This window comes from Sneathiella chinensis (genome assembly GCF_012720115.1).
Lineage (GTDB): Bacteria > Pseudomonadota > Alphaproteobacteria > Sneathiellales > Sneathiellaceae > Sneathiella > Sneathiella chinensis.
This window is the reverse complement of record NZ_VNWN01000002.1, coordinates 509,131-525,597: the sequence shown is the minus strand read 5'-3', so window position 1 is coordinate 525,597 and position 16,467 is coordinate 509,131. Positions and strand designations below refer to the sequence as shown.

Genomic DNA, 16,467 nt, shown 5'->3' with positions numbered 1-16,467 from the left:
TGGTGCATCTGATGGCTGCGGTGATCTGCCTATATAGAAGAGGATAACATGTCTAAAGTTATTGGTATTGACCTTGGTACCACCAATTCCTGCATTGCCATTATGGAAGGCAAGAATTCAAAGGTAATCGAAAACGCCGAGGGCGCGCGCACGACCCCCTCCATGGTTGCCTTTACCGACGACGACGAAAAACTGGTTGGTCAGGCCGCAAAGCGTCAGGCCGTTACCAACCCGGAAAACACCCTGTTCGCCATCAAGCGTCTGATCGGCCGTCGCTATGACGACAAGACGACCCAAAAAGACAAGGAAATGGTGCCTTACAACATCGTTAAGGCAGGCAATGGCGACGCATGGGTTGAAGCCCACGGCAAACAGTATTCCCCAAGCCAGGTTTCCGCTTTCATCCTGCAAAAGATGAAGGAAACCGCTGAAAGCTATCTGGGTGAAACCGTTTCACAGGCCGTCATCACCGTTCCGGCATACTTCAACGACGCCCAGCGTCAGGCCACCAAGGACGCCGGCAAGATCGCGGGCCTTGAAGTCCTGCGCATCATCAACGAGCCGACAGCCGCTGCCCTTGCCTATGGCATGGACAAGAAAGATCAGACCATTGCGGTTTTTGACCTTGGCGGTGGTACATTCGACGTATCCATCCTTGAAATCGGCGATGGCGTTTTCGAAGTCCGCTCCACCAACGGTGACACGTTCCTGGGCGGTGAAGACTTCGACCTGAAACTGGTCGATTATCTTGCCAACGAGTTTGAAAAAGAAAACGGCATCAACCTCCGCAACGACAAGATGGCATTGCAGCGCCTGAAGGAAGCGGCGGAAAAAGCAAAGATCGAGCTGTCCTCTTCACAGGCGACCGAAATCAACCTGCCGTTCATCACCGCTGATGCGTCCGGTCCGAAGCACATGCAGCTGAAGCTGACCCGCGCCCAGTTCGAAAATCTGGTTGACGATCTGGTCAAGCGGACACTGCTGCCTTGCGAAAAGGCCCTGAAAGATGCCGGTCTGCAGAAAGGCGAAATCGACGAGGTTATCCTTGTTGGTGGTATGAGCCGTATGCCGAAGGTTCAGGAAACCGTGAAAACCTTCTTCGGTTGTGAGCCGCACAAGGGTGTGAACCCGGACGAGGTTGTCGCCATGGGTGCCGCCATTCAGGCCGGCGTTCTGCAGGGGGATGTTAAAGACGTTCTGCTGCTGGACGTAACCCCGCTGTCCCTTGGTATTGAAACCCTGGGCGGTGTGTTTACACGCCTGATCGACCGCAACACCACCATCCCGACCAAGAAGAGCCAGGTCTTCTCAACCGCTGAAGACAACCAGTCTGCGGTGACCATCCGGGTCTTCCAGGGTGAACGGGAAATGGCAGCGGACAACAAACTGCTGGGCAATTTCGACCTGACAGACATTCCGTCCGCACCGCGCGGCATTCCGCAAATCGAGGTCACCTTCGACATCGATGCCAACGGTATCGTCAACGTATCCGCGAAAGACAAGGGCACCGGCAAGGAACAGAAGATCCAGATCCAGGCGTCCAGCGGTCTTAGCGATGCGGACATCGAACAGATGGTCAAGGATGCCGAAGAGCATGCGGCGGAAGACAAGGCCCGCAAGGAAAAGGTTGAAGTCCTGAACCAGGCGGAAAGCCTCATCCACGCCACCCGCAAAACGCTGGATGAAATGGGTGACAAGGTTGGTGACGACGTGAAGGGTCCGGTTGAAACCGCCCTGACCGAACTGACCGAAGCCAAGGATTCCGACGATGTGGAAGGCATCAAGGCCAAGATGGAAGCCCTGCAACAGGCATCCATGAAACTGGGTGAAGCTGTTTACGCCCAGAGCCAGACCGAAGGCGCCGCCGAAGCTGGCTCCGACGCGGAAGGCAGCACATCTTCCTCAAACGATGAAGATGTTGTCGACGCCGACTTCGAGGAAGTCAATGAAGAGAAAAAAGACAAGTAAGGTCAGTGCGGAACACTAAACTGCACCCTTGTTCTTGAACAGACCGCCCCGGCTTGAGACTTCGATCCGGGGCGGCATTTGGTTGGGAAGGACCTTATGGCAAAACGCGATTACTACGAAGTTCTGGGCGCCAGCAAATCGGATGACGCCGCGGCGCTGAAAAAAGCCTACCGCAAGATGGCGATGAAATATCATCCCGATCGCAACCCCGGAGATGAACAGGCCGAGGCCGCCTTCAAAGAAGTCAACGAAGCCTATGAAATCCTGAAAGACGAGCAGAAACGCGCTGCCTATGACCAGTATGGTCACGCTGCCTTTGAACAGGGCGGTATGGGCGGCGGCGGGTTCGGCGGCATGGGTGCCGGCGGATTTTCCGATATTTTCGAGGACCTGTTCGGCGATTTCATGGGCGGCCGCCGGGGCCGGGGCCGCGATGGCCGCAGCCGGGGGTCCGACCTCCGCTACAACATGGAAATCTCCCTTGAGGAAGCCTATCACGGCAAACAGACCGAGATCAGCATCCCGTCTGCCGAAAGCTGCGACAGTTGTGATGGCACCGGGGCGGCCGAAGGCTCCTCCCCCGTGACCTGCTCAACCTGTGCCGGTCATGGTCAGGTGCGGGCGCAGCAGGGCTTTTTCACCATTGAACGGACCTGCCCGTCCTGTCACGGACAAGGGCGGGTGATTGAAAAACCCTGCCCGAGCTGCCGCGGTGATGGCCGGATCGAGCGGGAAAAGAAACTGTCCGTCAACATTCCAGCCGGTGTGGATGAAGGCACGCGCATTCGCCTGTCCGGCGAAGGGGAAATGGGGATGCAGGGCGGTGAGCCGGGCGACCTCTATATTTTCCTGACCATTGCCAGCCACCGCATCTTCCAGCGGGACGGCCAGAACCTGCATTGCCGGGTTCCCATTCCCATGACCACCGCCACCCTTGGCGGCGATCTTGAGGTTCCAACCCTTGACGGGGCCCGGGCCAAGGTCTCCATCACGCCGGGAACCCAGTCCGGGCAGAAATTCCGTCTGCGCGGCAAGGGCATGCCCATCATGCAATCGTCCGAACATGGCGATATGTATATTCACACCATTGTGGAAACGCCGGTCAACCTGACCAAGCGACAGAAAGAACTGCTGCGCGAGTTCGAACAGGAAGGCAAGGGAAAGCACAATCCTGAGTCGGAAGGTTTTTTCTCGCGGGTGAAGGAATTTCTGGCCGACCTGAAGGACTAGGCTCCTGCTGAAAGCCCCCCTCGCCAGCGGGGGGCTTCTATGCTACATCCGAAGCATAATTTTTGTTTCAAGGGCGGATAGAATGAGTGACATGAAAATCGGTATTATCGGATGTGCGGGCCGAATGGGCCGGATGCTGATCAAACAGGTATCTGAAACAGCCGGTTGCACGGTAGCGGGCGGAACCGAAGCCCCCGGCTCCAGCTTCCTTGGCGAAGACCTGGGACCGCTGGCCGGTCAGGTCAAACTGGATGCCGTTGTCACGGACGATACCGCCGCCCTGTTTGATACGGTGGATGCGGTGATTGACTTCACCTCACCCAAGGCCACGGTTCAGCACGCCAAACTGGCCGCTGAAAAAGGCAAGATCCTTGTGATCGGCACCACCGGCATGACCAATGAGGAACAGGCCGAAATCAATGCGGCGGGGTCTTCCGGCGTGATTGTGCAGGGTGCCAACATGAGCCTTGGGGTCAATCTTCTGGCCCAACTGACCCGAAAGGTCGCGGCCATTCTGGACGAGGATTTCGATATCGAGGTTCTGGAAATGCACCACCGTCACAAGGTGGATGCGCCGTCCGGCACCGCGCTTCTTCTTGGCAAGGCCGCCGCAGAAGGCCGCAATGTTGATCATGACGCGGTTGCCGACCGGGGACGCGACGGCATTACCGGCGAACGCAAGCGCGGGGATATCGGGTATGCGGTTCTTCGGGGCGGCAATGTGGTCGGCGACCATACAGTCATGTTCGCTGCCGACAACGAGATTATCGAGATCAGCCACAAGGCTGGCGACCGGGCCATCTTCGCCCGCGGTGCCGTCCGGGCCGCTCTTTGGGCCAAGGACAAGCCTGCTGGCACCTATGACATGATGGACGTGCTGGGGCTTGGCGACTGAAGCCTGCCGGACCGGTAATCCTGCAAGGCAGAGGTGAGGGCCTCCTTCACCTCTGTTTTTTCGGCCTCCGCCAGAAAAGCACCAATCTCTTCCCTCTCGCCCCGGCAAACCACAAACAGGGACCGCCCTTCCAGAAGGACCCGCGACCAGTAGGCCTGAAAGCGGCGGCACTGTTCGGACCCATCCGGTGCCAGATGGCGCACCACAAGCGCATCCTGACGGATTTCCAGAATATCCTCGCGGCGGGCCGCCCTGAAATTGAAATGAAAGGCCCCGTATATCGCCAGTACATCCAGACCAAAAAAGCCGAAGACAGGCCACGCCCCCATAAACAGGAAAACCATCCCGGCGATGAAACTGCCCAGAAGGATCACCGCCATCAGCATATGGAACTCCTGAGGCGACAGGCTGCGATGCGGATACAGGAACAGGGAATAGAGGGCCTTCTCTTCCGTCTCGTCCTGTCGCTCGATCCGTTCCAAAACCGTTTCTCCGCCCGGCCCCTGAAAATCTTCATTGCCTTGCACCAGAGGCTATGTAACAAAATATAGTTATGAAAAAAGCAGAAATCACAGAATTTTTTCGCCGTATGAGCGAAGCCAATCCCGAACCGGAAGGGGAGCTGGATTACGTCAATCCGTTCACCCTTCTGGTGGCCGTGGTCCTGTCCGCACAGGCAACCGATGTCGGGGTCAACAAGGCAACCGGCCCGCTTTTTGCCATCGCTGATACGCCCGAGGCCATGCTCGCCCTCGGCGAGGATACGGTCCGCGATTATATCAAGACCATTGGTCTGTATAAGACCAAGGCGAAGAACGTGATCAAGCTGTGTGAAGCCCTGATCCGCGACCATGGCAGTGAGGTTCCCCAAACCCGCGAGGAACTGGAAAAACTGGCCGGAGTGGGACGGAAAACGGCGAATGTGGTCCTGAATATCGCCTTTGGACAGCCAACCATTGCAGTCGACACCCACCTGTTCCGGGTGGGCAACAGAACCGGCATGGCCAAGGGGAAAACCCCGCTGGAAGTGGAAAAGAAGCTGGCCAAGCGTATTCCCAAGGAATATCTGCGCCATTCCCACCACTGGATGATCCTGCACGGCCGGTATGTGTGCAAGGCGCGGAAACCGGAATGCGACAAATGTATTGTGTCTGACCTGTGCGGCTTCAAGGGGAAGACCGTCGCGGCCTAGGACAGGGCGTCCTTCTCGGGTTTTTCAGCCTGTTCAAGCTGGCTGCCGAAACACTGGTCCGCGTTGATCTGTTTCACCGTTTCCCGATCATTCACAGAGATATGCTGAACCACAAGCGACCCTGCCTTACCCCCGGCCTTACTTCCGCCCTTGGGATAGAAAATCAGGTGCAGGGCGCATTCTGAGGTCAGATATTGCCAGATTTCAGCCGGGGCATCCTGCCGCTTGAGGCGCGGTTCCCCGAGCAGCGTCACAATATCCGCCCCGCTTTTCCCCATCAGGGACTTAATCTTGGGCAGTCGCATGCTCCCAAGCCGTTTCGTTACCCCTCGGCCTTCCTTCGGCAGGGCAGAAACGCTGTCCCTGCCTTTCCGGTCCGCCTTGGCGCTGCCTGCAGCCGCATCGGCACCGCCGGTTTTTGCAATCGGGTCTGGCCGCGCCGACAGGTTGGTATCCCGGCTCTCGGTTGTGCCGCACGCCGCCAGAAACAGCACGCAGCCCATGACCAGCCCCCCGGTGCGCAGGAAGCCGCCCCTCACAGGGAGACATCCTTTGAGGTGGAGACCACCTTTCTGGCCCGGTCCTTGTACAAATGGACCATGGTCGCGGTGGCCACGATGGGAATGATCAGGTTCAGGATCGGGATTGTCATGAAGAAGGCAATCGCCACCCCTGTCAGGAAAATTTCCATATACTCGAACTTCCGCAAGCCATTGACCACCTTCATATCGTGATGGCGAACAGCAACCTGCTGGAAGAATTCACGGCTGAGCAGATATCCGTTCAGGGTGTAATAGACAAACAGGTTCACCACCGGGATCAGATAAAGCGGCAGGGCGACGATATTGCAGGCAATGATCACCCCGAAAAACTTGACGGAATCCCAGATGCTGCTCCACAGGGGGATTTGCCGGGGCGCGGGATCGGTCGGGTAATGCTTGGCCTCGACCGCATCGGCGATATCATCCAGAAAGATACCGATCACCGCACTCATGGTCACCGGAAACAGGAACAGGGCAATCAGGAACGCGCCAAACCCGGCCAGCCAGTCGATAATGGTATTGACCCATTCCCAGTCGGTCGGCGGGATCAGCGATGCCAGTTGCAGGATCACGATTAAGGTCACGAACAGTGCTGCGACGGAATACAGTATGGACCGGATCAGAACCGACCGGAACGCCGGATCACTCATCTGGGCGATGGCCTTGTTAATGGCTGAAATCACGATTTGCCCCCTTGTTCAAAAAAACTGTGTTCCATGTAGGCGCTGAAAAGCCCTTACGCAATGTTTTTCCTGTCATTTTCCGGAAATTGGGTCCACGGGAACGCGGGCTGCGAAATCATGGGCCTGCTCAAAAGCATGGGCCGCCTGAAGGACCCGATCCTCGCGGTGAGGCGGTGCCATGATCTGCAATCCGACCGGCAGGCCCGACCGGGTAAAGCCGCACGGCACCGAGATCACCGGACAGCCGGTAATGGTCAGCAGATAGGTCATGGCGAGCCACGCCACATAGTTGTCAAACTTGACCCCTTCCACCTCGGTCAGGGAGCGAATGGTGTGATCGAAAGGCGGCACCATGACGGTTGGGGCAATCAACAGGTCATAGCTGCCAAAGAAGTCCGCAACCCGACCGTAAAGCGCCCCTTGCTCCCGCTGGGCCCGGCCGATATCCTCGGCGGTCAGCTTGAGGCCCGCCTCGATATTCCAGATCACATCCGGCTTCAGTTGGTTCCGATGTGTTTTCAACTTTTCCGCATGGGCCGCAGCAAACTGGGCGGCGCGCAGGGTCTGGAAAATGAAATCCCCTCCGGTCAGGTCAAAGCAGTCTTCCTCGACGCCGCCGGTAAAGGCAGCGAAGGATTTGGCCGCCTCCGCACAGATCGCGGCAACCTCGCCATCAATCGGGCACTGACCAAGGTTCGGGCTGTAGGCCACCTTGCCAAAATTGGGGGTCTGCGTCAGGCAATCCGAATACGGAACCGCCGGGGCGGGCAGGCTGATGGGGTCGGCCACATGTTCCCCCGCCATCATGTCCAGCATCAGGGCCACATCGGCAACGGTCCGCCCCATGGGGCCTTCCACGGAATTCAGACCAAACGGCAGCAAACCGGGGCCACTGGCCACCCGCCCCGGAGAGGGTCGCAGACCAACCGTACCGGTAAAACTGGCCGGAATGCGCAGGCTACCCCCAAGGTCACTGCCCTGTGCCAGCCAGACCTGACCGGCGGCAAGGGCCGCAGCGGACCCGCCGGACGATCCGCCCGGTGTCATCCGTGTATCCCACGGGTTTGTCGTCGTGCCCAGCACCTCGTTAAAGGTCTGGGCGCCGGCGCCAAATTCGGGCGTGTTGGCCTTGGCAACGACGATGCCGCCGCGGGCCTCCAGCCGTTCCACCATGATATCGGATCGCGCGGCGACCTGATCTGCAAAAATCGGCGAACCAAGGGTAAAGCGCACCCCCTTTACAGGCGTCAGGTCCTTGATGGCGATGGGCAGGCCGTAAAGATAAGGAGCGCCGCCCTCGGGCGCGGTTTCTTTCATCAGGCGTCCGGCATGCTCCCGCGCCCGGTCGAAACAACGAATGGGCAGGGCGTTTACCGCATCATCGGTTTCCAGAATGCGGGCCTCGGATGCGTCAATCAACTCCAGAGGGGAAACCTCGCCCGCCTTCAGCTTTTCCACGGCCTCGACCGCCGTTAACTTGATCAGTTCATTCATTTTTTTATGTCTGGCAAAAGAGCTGTTATCGTCAGCCCTTGCTTGCCCTCCCTTGTGGAAACAGTATACTCCGTCCCCTATCATCACTGACAGGATACCCAATGAGCGGACTACGATTTGACACGACCTGCATCGGCAATGCAATTGTTGATGTGATCACGAAAGTGGAAGACAGCTTTCTTGAAACGGAGGGTCTGGTCAAGAACTCCATGAACCTGATTGACGAGGCCCGGGCAGAGGACCTTTACGCCAAGATGGGAACCGCCGTTGAAATCTCTGGCGGATCAGCAGGCAATACGGCTGCCGGTGTGGCATCCCTCGGCGGGGCCAGCAACTATATCGGCAAGGTTCGCAATGATCAGCTTGGCGCCATTTTCGCCCACGATATCCGGGCAACGGGTGTCACCTTCGATACGGCCATGAGTGAAAACGGGGCCGCGACCGCCAGAAGCTTCATTCTGGTCACACCGGATGCCCACCGGACCATGAACACCTATCTTGGGGCCTGCGTGGAACTGGGACCGGATGATATCGACCCCGAAATGATCGCCGCGTCGGAAGTGACCTATATGGAAGGATATCTGTGGGACCCGGAAGGCGGCAAGGCAGCCTTTCGAAAGGCCGCCCGGATCGCCCATGAGGCCGACAAGCGGGTCTCCCTCACCCTGTCTGACAGTTTCTGCGTGGACCGCTACCGCGAGGAATTCATCGATTTCATCCATGGCGGCGTGGATATCCTGTTCGCCAACGAGGATGAACTGAAATCCCTGTATCAGACCGACAGCTTCGAGGATGCCGTCCAGTCCATTCGGGACAAGGTGGAAATTGCCTGCGTGACCCGAAGCGAGAAAGGCTCACTGATCCTGAACGGCGACATTCTGGTGGAAGTCCCGGCTGATCTGTCCGTCGATGTTGTCGACACAACCGGCGCCGGGGATTTGTATGCGTCCGGGTTCCTCTATGGCTTCACCAACGGGTTCAGTCTGGCCGACAGCGGGCGGATTGCCTCGCTTGCGGCAGGTGAAATCATCAGCCATGTGGGGGCCCGCCCGGAACAGAACCTGAAAAAACTGCTGGAAAGTCGGCTCGGCTAACCCCTCCCCGGAAGGGACAGGGGGCTGCGCGGCTCTCTCACTCGACTCTTTGCAGGAACCGGAAAGGATCGGGGATGACGACAAGTGAACAGGCGGAAGACCAGAGTCCGACCCGCCGGATGAAACAGTTTCTCCGGCCGGAATCCCTTCGCCTGTTCAGCGGCCTTGTGCTGATGCTGTTCCTCACCCTGCATCTGCTCAACCATTCTCTGGGCCTTCTGTCGCTGGAGGCCATGGAAGCCGGGCGGACCGCCTTTGTCGCCCTCTGGCGCAGTGTACCCGGAACGGTCATGTTATTCGCGGCGGCGACGACCCATCTCTGTCTCGCCCTTTACAAGCTGCTGTCGAAACGATCCTTCCGGCGGACACCGGCCAAGGAAATCCTCCAGATCGGGCTTGGTCTTGCCATTCCGCCGCTGATCATCCTGCATGTAATCGGCACCCGTTTCGTGCACGAGGCCTTCGGGGTCACGGACAGCTATACCTATGTGCTATACAATATATGGGTGGGGGCGCCCCTCTATTCCCTGATCCAGTCACTGGGGCTGGTGGTGGCGTGGTTTCACGGATGCCTTGGCCTGCATTTCTGGCTGCGCCTGAAACCGTGGTATGAACGGGCTTATCCCTCTCTCTACAGCCTGTCCCTTATCTTGCCGCTTCTGGCCCTGACCGGCTTCCTGCAAGCCGCAAGAGAGGTTGAGGCCCTGTCCACCAACGCGGACTGGCGAACCGCCTTTCTGGCCTCCACCGGGGCCAACGCAGAAACCGTGCAATGGGTCTTCGCCCTCCGGGATGGGGGGATGACAATTCTGATCCTGATCCTGCTCGGGTTGCTGGCAAGCCGGGTTTTCTGGATCATCCATTTCCGCCGGCAGCGGATGGTTTCCATTCATTACCCCAATGGCCAGCGCATTTCCGGCCCGGTCGGCTCCACCCTGCTGGAGATAAGCCGGTTGGGCGGCATCCCGCATGCATCCGTATGCGGGGGGCGGGGCCGCTGTTCCACCTGCCGGGTCCATATTTCCGAAGGCGCAGACAGCCTGCCGCCCCCGTCGGATCAGGAACTGGCCGTCCTGAAACGGGTTGGCGCCGCAGAAGGCACCCGGCTGGCCTGTCAGTTGCAACCGGTTGCAAACCTTGCCGTGGCGCCCCTGCTGCCCGCCAAGGCCACCCCCCGGCAGGGCTTCCCCCGGCCCGGTTATCTGCAGGGGCAGGAGCGAATCATCGCCATCCTGTTTGCCGACCTCAGAGCCTTCACCCAATTTTCAGAAGACAAACTTCCCTATGACGTGGTTTTCGTCATCAACCAGTATTTCCGGCATATGGGGGACGCCATCGAAAAGAACGGCGGTCATCTGGACAAGTTTATCGGCGACGGGGTGATGGCCCTGTTCGGTCTGGAAGACACCCCGGAAAGTGCCTGCCGCAAGGCCCTGAATGCGGCCCGTTCCATGGCCGATGAACTGGATATCATGAACCGCAGCCTGAAATCGCATCTGGCGTTCCCGTTACGGATCGGGATCGGCATTCATGTGGGGTCCGTCATTGTCGGGGAAATGGGGTATGGCAAGGCCACATCCATTACGGCCATCGGCGATGCGGTCAACACTGCCAGTCGCCTTGAAGCCCTCAGCAAGGATTTTGACCGCGAGCTTGTTTTCTCGGATCAGGTGGCCCGGAGGGCAGGCTTCACAGGCCCATCGGAACAGCGCAAGGTGGAGATCAGGGGACGCAAGGACCCCCTGACCGTTCATATCATCAAGGACGCCCGCACGCTGCCAGATCGCTGACAGGACAACAGGCGACCGGAGACTGAGTCTGGGTCTGGGTCTGGGTCAGGCAAGGCTCAGGCCTCGGGCATGCCCTTCGCCATGCTGCCTTCCTCGATCCTCTGGCCACCCATGATATGGATATGGAAATGAGGAACGATCTGGCCCGCATTTTCGCCGTTGTTGGTCACGATCCGATAGCCGCCTTCCACCACGCCAAGGTCGCGGGCAATCTGGCCAGATTTGCGGAAAAAGTCGCTGATCACCTCTGCCGGGGCATTGGCGGTGAAATCGTCCATATCCACATATGCGCCCTTGGGGATAACCAGCACATGAACCGGTGTCTTCGGCGCTATATCGTGAAAAGCAAGAATGCCGTCATCCTCGTAGACGGTCTGGTTGGGGATTTCCCCGCGCAGGATTTTCGCAAAAATGTTCTCGCTGTCATAGGCCATGATTATTCCTTACCCTTTATTTCTTGAGGCTTTTTCTGTGAGGCCGGAAAGACCTTCCCGCTCTGCCAGTTTGGCGTAAATCTCGCTAGGCTCAACCCCGGCATCGGCCCACAGAACGAACATGTGGTAAAACAGGTCCGCACTTTCCGAGACAATCTCATCGCGGTCCCCCTGAACCGCCGCAAGCGCCAGTTCGACCCCTTCCTCACCCACTTTCTGGGCAATTTTCTTTGTGCCCTTGGCATACAGGCTGGCTGTATAGGACGTTTCGGGATTGGCCCCCTTGCGGTCCCTGATGGTCTGGAACAGGGCCTCAAGAACTTCCGGTGAGTTGCTCATTCAGGCCTCCTACAGACGGACCGGAATACCGGCATCGCGCATGGCTTCCTTGGCCTCGCGAATGCTGTATTCCCCGAAATGGAAAATGGACGCGGCCAGAACCGCCGCCGCATGACCTTCCAGAACCCCTTCTGCAAGGTGATCCAGATTGCCAACACCGCCGGACGCAATGACCGGCACCGGAACCGCATCGGCAATGGCGCGGGTCAGCGGAATGTTGAACCCTTCGCGGGTGCCATCCCGATCCATCGAGGTCAGCAGGATTTCACCGGCCCCGTATTCCGCCATACGCTGGGCCCACTCGACCGCATCGATACCGGTTGCATTGCGGCCGCCATGGGTGAAAATCTCGTACTTACCGGGACCGGTCTGTTTGGCATCCACCGCCACAACAATGCACTGGTTACCGAATTTCTGCGCCGCCTCGCGGACAAATTCGGGCCGGTGAACAGCGGCGGTATTGATGGACACCTTGTCCGCCCCCGCCAGCAGAAGTTTCCGCACATCCTCGACCTGACGGACGCCGCCGCCAACGGTCAGGGGCATAAAGCACTGTTCTGCAGTGCGGCGCACCACATCATAGATGGTATCCCGGTTGTCGGAACTGGCGGTAATATCCAGAAAGCACAGTTCATCCGCGCCCTGCTCGTCATAAATGCGGGCCTGTTCCACCGGATCGCCCGCATCTTTCAGGCCAACGAAGTTCACACCCTTGACCACGCGTCCGTCCTTGACGTCCAGACACGGGATAACACGCGCCTTAAGCATTGGCCTGCTCCACCAGTTTCAGGGCCGCCGCCGGATCGATCCGCCCGTCATACAGGGCCCGGCCAATAATCACGCCCTCGATCCCGCTGTCCTGTACGGCCAGAAGATTTTCGATATCCTTGATGGAAGCAACACCCCCGGACGCAATGACCGGAATGGAAATGTTGGACGCCAGTTCGGCGGTCGCCTCCACATTCACACCCTGCAAGGCGCCGTCCCGGTCGATATCCGTATAGATGATCGCCTCAACACCGGCATCCTCGAATTTGCGGGCCAGATCAAGCGCCGAGGTTTCACTGGTTTCCGCCCAGCCTTCCACGGCAACCATGCCATCCCGGGCATCAATCCCGACGGCCACATGCCCCGGAAAGGCCTTGCAGGCCTGCTTGACAATCTCAGGGTCCCGAAGGGCGATGGTTCCCAGAATGACCCGGGAAATCCCCTTGTCCAGCCACATTTCGATGGTTGCAAGGTCGCGAATGCCACCGCCCAGTTGGGCCGGGACATCGGTGGCGTCCAGAATACGTTCCACGGCGCCGGCATTGACCGGCTTTCCTTCGAACGCCCCGTTAAGGTCAACCAGATGAATCCGCTTGAACCCGGCATCCTTGAAGGCCCGCGCCTGTGCGCCGGGGTCCGTATTGAACACGGTTGCCGCGTCCATTTCACCGCGCAGCAACCGGACGCAGTTTCCATCTTTCAAATCAATTGCCGGATACAGGTTCATGACTGCTCTACAGCCTCCAGTTTCTTTTTGTAGTAATAGCCCCGAACGAACTTTTCCCCGTTCCAGGCATAATCATCTTTTTCCGCCCACTTTTCATAGCCGCAGTTTTCAATTAGGGAAATAGCCGCCTTCTGGGTTTCGCGAACGTCCACTTCCAGAATGGTAAATCCCTGCCTGCGGGCAGATTGCTCGATCACCTCAAGCAGGCCAATGGCCAATCCGTGGCCGCGCGCATAGGGGGCCACGAAAAAGGTGGTAATCTGGGCGATATGGGCCCCGGCCTCGTTGTTGGCAAAGGGTTTGACCATCTGCCCGGTTCCGCAAATACGCCCTTCAAAGCGGGCACAATAAAGTTCCCGCACAGGAACAAGCAAAACACCGCGCCAGAATTTTTCCTGCAAGGAACGATCCGGCGGTGTCAGCCACCCGAACCCGTTCCCGTCCAGAATGGCCTCTTCGGTGGCCTGACACAAATCATCCATGTCCGACGCAGACAGTTCCTGCATAAGCTCGATGACCGGCTGCTGGATCACACTCCCGCTGTTCATCCCCATCTCTTTCCCCCTGTTCACGGCTTCCAGTTCAGAAAATTCGCGATCAGCCGAAGACCGGCTGCCTGACTTTTCTCCGGGTGGAACTGGGTTCCGATCATGTTGTCCCGGCCAACCATGGCCGTGACCGCTCCCCCATAATCGACCGTTGCCAGAACCTGCCCGGACACGTCCGGGATCATGTGGTAGCTGTGCACAAAATACATATGATCCCCGGTGGACAGACCGTCCAGAAGAACATGGTCCCCGGTCAGGGTCAGGTCATTCCATCCCATATGCGGTATTTTCAGGGTTGGATCGTTCGGCACCAGTTTTTCAACCTGCCCCTTGATCCAGCCAAAGCCTTCCGTCTCGCCATATTCAAGGCTGCGGCTTGCCATCAGCTGCATGCCGACGCAAATCCCGAAGAACGGGACGGCGCGCCTGATTACGGCCTCTTCCAGCGCCTCGGCCATTCCCGACAGGGAAAAAAGGTTTTCCCGGCAGTCCCGAAACGCGCCCACGCCCGGCAAGACAATCCGGTCGGCCTTTGCCGCCACATCCGGATCGCTCGTCACCACAACCTCTGCGCCAACACCGCTTTCACGGGCGGCCCGTTCAAAGGCTTTCGCGGCAGACCTCAGGTTCCCTGATCCATAATCAATGATCGCAATCATACCAATGATCCATTTCTAACCCTCGTAAGCGAGGGGGTCATTCCTGTTTTCAGACATCTTGCGAGACAGCAAAGCCAGAACCCGGCTTTCTGCCTCGTCCCGTCCATTTGCACAAATGGGGCCAAGTTCCCGGTACCCGTCTCGCATCAGCTTCATATGCCGCAATTCCTGCGCCGCCAGCGCGAAGATCAAGCCAAGGGCCGCCTCGGGAAACCAGAGGAAAGGCCCCGTGGCCCCCGTAACGTCCAGCACCGTTTTCACGGCCATGCTGACAAGCAGAAACCCGATAAAGGCCAGCCAGAGTCTGTGCCAAACTGCCCAAAGAAAAGGCAAAAGCAACGCAAACCAGCAAAACCCGTCCTTCACAACCACGATACCGGCACCGTCTAGCGGGCGCTGTGTATGGTAATAGGCGGTATAGTTTTGCATGACGTTGTCGCCAGCCGTTCCTTACAGGCTTCCGCCAAGAACTCCCTTGGTGGACGGAACCGCGTCGGATTTACGGGGGTCGATCTCGACCGCATCCCGCAAGGACCGCGCCAGCGCCTTATAGCAGCTTTCGATGATATGGTGATTGTTTTCACCATACAGGGTTTCCACATGCAGGGTGATGCCTGCCGCCTGGGCAAACGCCTGGAACCATTCCTTGAACAGCTCCGTATCCATGTCGCCCAGCTTGTCGCGGGTGAAATCCACCTTCCAGATCAGGTACGGGCGGTTGGACACATCCAGCGCGACCCGCGTCAGGGTTTCATCCATGGGAATCATGGCGGACGCGTAGCGGCGGATACCCTTCATGTCGCCAAGGGCCTGATTGAAGGCCATTCCGATGGCAATGCCGGTATCCTCTGTCGTGTGGTGATAATCGATATGAAGGTCGCCTTTTGCCCGGACCTTCAAATCCATCAGACTGTGGCGGGACAACTGTTCCAGCATATGGTCAAGAAAGCCGATACCTGTCTCGACATCATAATTTCCGGAACCGTCCAGATCGAGCCAAACCTCAATCTGCGTTTCCTTGGTTGTCCGTTTGGTACTACCCTCACGCATGAAACTTCCTTCCGGGTAACGCAAGTTGCCTGTGATCAATGGCGTGGATATAGCAGGTAGCAACCACAAATCCAAGCAAAGACCGCATTTCCCGCGGAAAAGCGTCCCAATCAGACGGGCAGTTCCGGTACTGCCGCCTCCGCCTGTTTCAGCTCTTTCAGGTGGCGTTCGGCACAGTTCATTGTGAACTCCAGCCGTTCCGCAAGATCAGGATATCCATCCTGCACGGCATCGACATGCAAATAGGACAGAATTTCAAAGATCGCCCTGAGATTCTTCTCTGTATTCATTGACCGTCCCTTCCCTTCAACACTGTTCAAGTTCCCCTCCTGTTGTGGGATTGACCTCTGTTCTTCAACAGGACGTACCACACAGGGATCTGTGACAAGCCCCCCGCCCAAACCGCCGGAAGAACGAGAGAGAACCTTGACCCTCGGCTGAAAATAGTTACATCGTCATTCAGTAGATCAATCCAACCACACAAGCATTAAAAGAAAAGCGATGTCTGAAAAACAAACAAGCTGGCGCGGCACAACCATTCTGTCCGTCCGCAAGAACGGCAAGGTTGTTGTCGCCGGTGATGGCCAGGTCTCCCTCGGCCAGACCGTTATCAAGGGGAATGCCCGCAAGGTGCGCCGGATTGGCGCCGACGGCAGTGTTATCGTCGGTTTTGCCGGCGCCACCGCCGATGCCTTCACCCTGTTCGAGCGGCTGGAAGGAAAGCTGGAACAGCATCCCGGCAACCTGACACGGGCCTGTGTGGAACTGGCCAAGGACTGGCGGACAGACAAGTATCTTCGTCGCCTTGAAGCCATGATGGCCGTGGCCGACAAGGAAGTCTCGTTGATCCTGACCGGAAACGGGGATGTGCTGGAACCGGAAGACGGGATTATCGCCATCGGCTCCGGCGGCAACTATGCGCTGTCTGCGGCCCGCGCCCTTGTCGACGTGGACGGTTTGGAAGCCGAGGAAATTGCCCGCAAGGCCCTCGGTATTGCGGCCGATATCTGCGTATACACCAACAACAATTTCACCATCGAGAGTATTGAATAAT

Annotated in this window: 20 protein-coding genes; 7 read left to right on the top strand and 13 right to left on the bottom strand. The window is 58.0% G+C overall.

The annotated features are described in order from the left end of the window. Window positions 1–48: 48 nt before the first annotated feature. From dnaK to dapB, 3 genes are all read left to right on the top strand, one after another. Window positions 49–1,968, top strand: a complete 1,920-nt coding sequence (gene dnaK, locus FQB27_RS02465) for a molecular chaperone DnaK (RefSeq protein WP_169559279.1) — start codon at window positions 49–51, stop codon at window positions 1,966–1,968. A gap of 96 nt (window positions 1,969–2,064) precedes the next feature. Then, the gene (gene dnaJ, locus FQB27_RS02460) at window positions 2,065–3,198 is read left to right on the top strand and encodes a molecular chaperone DnaJ (RefSeq protein ID WP_169559278.1); all 1,134 of its coding nucleotides are present in this window, start codon (window positions 2,065–2,067) and stop codon (window positions 3,196–3,198) included. Between the two features lie 91 nt (window positions 3,199–3,289). Then, entirely contained in the window at window positions 3,290–4,093 is an 804-nt protein-coding gene (gene dapB, locus FQB27_RS02455) for a 4-hydroxy-tetrahydrodipicolinate reductase (protein WP_169560042.1), read from the top strand. On the opposite strand, the gene FQB27_RS02450 is transcribed toward dapB, so the two are convergent. After that, window positions 4,057–4,620 (bottom strand): DUF2244 domain-containing protein, encoded by a 564-nt coding sequence (locus FQB27_RS02450; protein WP_169559277.1) that lies wholly within the window; start codon window positions 4,618–4,620, stop codon window positions 4,057–4,059. The genes dapB and FQB27_RS02450 overlap by 37 nt on opposite strands. A gap of 26 nt (window positions 4,621–4,646) precedes the next feature. Between FQB27_RS02450 and nth the strand changes: the two genes are divergently transcribed. After that, window positions 4,647–5,285, top strand: a complete 639-nt coding sequence (gene nth, locus FQB27_RS02445) for an endonuclease III (protein WP_169559276.1) — start codon at window positions 4,647–4,649, stop codon at window positions 5,283–5,285. On the opposite strand, the gene FQB27_RS02440 is transcribed toward nth, so the two are convergent. From FQB27_RS02440 to FQB27_RS02430, 3 genes are all read right to left on the bottom strand, one after another. Then, window positions 5,282–5,824, bottom strand: coding sequence for a hypothetical protein (locus tag FQB27_RS02440; RefSeq protein ID WP_169559275.1), 543 nt, complete (start codon window positions 5,822–5,824; stop codon window positions 5,282–5,284). The two genes, nth and FQB27_RS02440, sit on opposite strands and share 4 nt — an antisense overlap. Further along, entirely contained in the window at window positions 5,821–6,510 is a 690-nt protein-coding gene (locus FQB27_RS02435) for an EI24 domain-containing protein (RefSeq protein ID WP_169559274.1), read from the bottom strand. Before FQB27_RS02435 ends, FQB27_RS02440 begins: the two co-directional genes overlap by 4 nt. Before the next feature lie 72 nt (window positions 6,511–6,582). Further along, the gene (locus FQB27_RS02430) at window positions 6,583–8,004 is read right to left on the bottom strand and encodes an amidase (protein ID WP_169559273.1); all 1,422 of its coding nucleotides are present in this window, start codon (window positions 8,002–8,004) and stop codon (window positions 6,583–6,585) included. 101 nt (window positions 8,005–8,105) lie between these two features. Here FQB27_RS02430 and FQB27_RS02425 point away from each other — a divergent pair, with 101 nt between their 5' ends. Both FQB27_RS02425 and FQB27_RS02420 read left to right on the top strand, forming a co-directional pair. After that, entirely contained in the window at window positions 8,106–9,098 is a 993-nt protein-coding gene (locus tag FQB27_RS02425; protein ID WP_169559272.1) for an adenosine kinase, read from the top strand. A gap of 74 nt (window positions 9,099–9,172) precedes the next feature. Beyond that, window positions 9,173–10,888 carry an adenylate/guanylate cyclase domain-containing protein gene (locus tag FQB27_RS02420; RefSeq protein ID WP_169559271.1) on the top strand — a complete coding sequence of 572 codons (1,716 nt, stop codon included), beginning with the start codon at window positions 9,173–9,175 and terminating at the stop codon, window positions 10,886–10,888. 56 nt (window positions 10,889–10,944) lie between these two features. Here FQB27_RS02420 and FQB27_RS02415 read toward each other — a convergent pair whose 3' ends face one another. The 9 genes from FQB27_RS02415 to FQB27_RS02375 all read right to left on the bottom strand — a co-directional run bounded on the left by FQB27_RS02415 (window position 10,945) and on the right by FQB27_RS02375 (window position 15,703). Continuing rightward, window positions 10,945–11,322: a histidine triad nucleotide-binding protein gene (locus FQB27_RS02415; RefSeq protein WP_169559270.1), complete on the bottom strand. Its 378-nt coding sequence runs from the start codon at window positions 11,320–11,322 to the stop codon at window positions 10,945–10,947. Between the two features lie 9 nt (window positions 11,323–11,331). Beyond that, window positions 11,332–11,661, bottom strand: a complete 330-nt coding sequence (locus FQB27_RS02410) for a phosphoribosyl-ATP diphosphatase (RefSeq protein WP_169559269.1) — start codon at window positions 11,659–11,661, stop codon at window positions 11,332–11,334. 9 nt (window positions 11,662–11,670) lie between these two features. Beyond that, window positions 11,671–12,429, bottom strand: a complete 759-nt coding sequence (hisF, locus tag FQB27_RS02405; RefSeq protein ID WP_169559268.1) for an imidazole glycerol phosphate synthase subunit HisF — start codon at window positions 12,427–12,429, stop codon at window positions 11,671–11,673. Next, window positions 12,422–13,156 (bottom strand): 1-(5-phosphoribosyl)-5-[(5-phosphoribosylamino)methylideneamino]imidazole-4-carboxamide isomerase, encoded by a 735-nt coding sequence (hisA, locus tag FQB27_RS02400; RefSeq protein ID WP_169559267.1) that lies wholly within the window; start codon window positions 13,154–13,156, stop codon window positions 12,422–12,424. The genes hisF and hisA overlap by 8 nt, the downstream gene beginning before the upstream one ends. Beyond that, a complete protein-coding gene (locus tag FQB27_RS02395) occupies window positions 13,153–13,704 on the bottom strand; it encodes a GNAT family N-acetyltransferase (RefSeq protein WP_169559266.1) in 552 nt (183 codons plus the stop codon). The genes hisA and FQB27_RS02395 overlap by 4 nt, the downstream gene beginning before the upstream one ends. A gap of 20 nt (window positions 13,705–13,724) precedes the next feature. Continuing rightward, a complete protein-coding gene (hisH, locus tag FQB27_RS02390) occupies window positions 13,725–14,363 on the bottom strand; it encodes an imidazole glycerol phosphate synthase subunit HisH (RefSeq protein ID WP_169559265.1) in 639 nt (212 codons plus the stop codon). Window positions 14,364–14,378: 15 nt separating this feature from the next. Further along, a complete protein-coding gene (locus FQB27_RS02385) occupies window positions 14,379–14,792 on the bottom strand; it encodes a DUF2628 domain-containing protein (RefSeq protein WP_169559264.1) in 414 nt (137 codons plus the stop codon). A 21-nt stretch (window positions 14,793–14,813) separates the two neighbouring features. Next, window positions 14,814–15,413, bottom strand: a complete 600-nt coding sequence (gene hisB, locus FQB27_RS02380) for an imidazoleglycerol-phosphate dehydratase HisB (protein ID WP_169559263.1) — start codon at window positions 15,411–15,413, stop codon at window positions 14,814–14,816. A gap of 110 nt (window positions 15,414–15,523) precedes the next feature. After that, the gene (locus FQB27_RS02375) at window positions 15,524–15,703 is read right to left on the bottom strand and encodes a hypothetical protein (RefSeq protein WP_169559262.1); all 180 of its coding nucleotides are present in this window, start codon (window positions 15,701–15,703) and stop codon (window positions 15,524–15,526) included. A 211-nt stretch (window positions 15,704–15,914) separates the two neighbouring features. Between FQB27_RS02375 and hslV the strand changes: the two genes are divergently transcribed. Continuing rightward, window positions 15,915–16,466, top strand: a complete 552-nt coding sequence (gene hslV / locus FQB27_RS02370; RefSeq protein WP_169559261.1) for an ATP-dependent protease subunit HslV — start codon at window positions 15,915–15,917, stop codon at window positions 16,464–16,466. Window position 16,467: the final 1 nt, after the last annotated feature.

Coding starts and splice junctions, on each gene's coding strand:
- hisF (WP_169559268.1), bottom strand. CDS start 12,429: ATGCTTAAGGCGCGTGTTATCCCGTGTCTGGACGTCAAGGACGGACGC.
- FQB27_RS02395 (WP_169559266.1), bottom strand. CDS start 13,704: ATGAACAGCGGGAGTGTGATCCAGCAGCCGGTCATCGAGCTTATGCAG.
- dnaJ (WP_169559278.1), top strand. CDS start 2,065: ATGGCAAAACGCGATTACTACGAAGTTCTGGGCGCCAGCAAATCGGAT.
- hisB (WP_169559263.1), bottom strand. CDS start 15,413: ATGCGTGAGGGTAGTACCAAACGGACAACCAAGGAAACGCAGATTGAG.
- hisH (WP_169559265.1), bottom strand. CDS start 14,363: ATGATTGCGATCATTGATTATGGATCAGGGAACCTGAGGTCTGCCGCG.
- FQB27_RS02420 (WP_169559271.1), top strand. CDS start 9,173: ATGACGACAAGTGAACAGGCGGAAGACCAGAGTCCGACCCGCCGGATG.
- nth (WP_169559276.1), top strand. CDS start 4,647: ATGAAAAAAGCAGAAATCACAGAATTTTTTCGCCGTATGAGCGAAGCC.
- hslV (WP_169559261.1), top strand. CDS start 15,915: ATGTCTGAAAAACAAACAAGCTGGCGCGGCACAACCATTCTGTCCGTC.
- FQB27_RS02385 (WP_169559264.1), bottom strand. CDS start 14,792: ATGCAAAACTATACCGCCTATTACCATACACAGCGCCCGCTAGACGGT.
- hisA (WP_169559267.1), bottom strand. CDS start 13,156: ATGAACCTGTATCCGGCAATTGATTTGAAAGATGGAAACTGCGTCCGG.
- FQB27_RS02375 (WP_169559262.1), bottom strand. CDS start 15,703: ATGAATACAGAGAAGAATCTCAGGGCGATCTTTGAAATTCTGTCCTAT.
- dnaK (WP_169559279.1), top strand. CDS start 49: ATGTCTAAAGTTATTGGTATTGACCTTGGTACCACCAATTCCTGCATT.
- FQB27_RS02425 (WP_169559272.1), top strand. CDS start 8,106: ATGAGCGGACTACGATTTGACACGACCTGCATCGGCAATGCAATTGTT.
- FQB27_RS02430 (WP_169559273.1), bottom strand. CDS start 8,004: ATGAATGAACTGATCAAGTTAACGGCGGTCGAGGCCGTGGAAAAGCTG.
- dapB (WP_169560042.1), top strand. CDS start 3,290: ATGAAAATCGGTATTATCGGATGTGCGGGCCGAATGGGCCGGATGCTG.
- FQB27_RS02415 (WP_169559270.1), bottom strand. CDS start 11,322: ATGGCCTATGACAGCGAGAACATTTTTGCGAAAATCCTGCGCGGGGAA.
- FQB27_RS02410 (WP_169559269.1), bottom strand. CDS start 11,661: ATGAGCAACTCACCGGAAGTTCTTGAGGCCCTGTTCCAGACCATCAGG.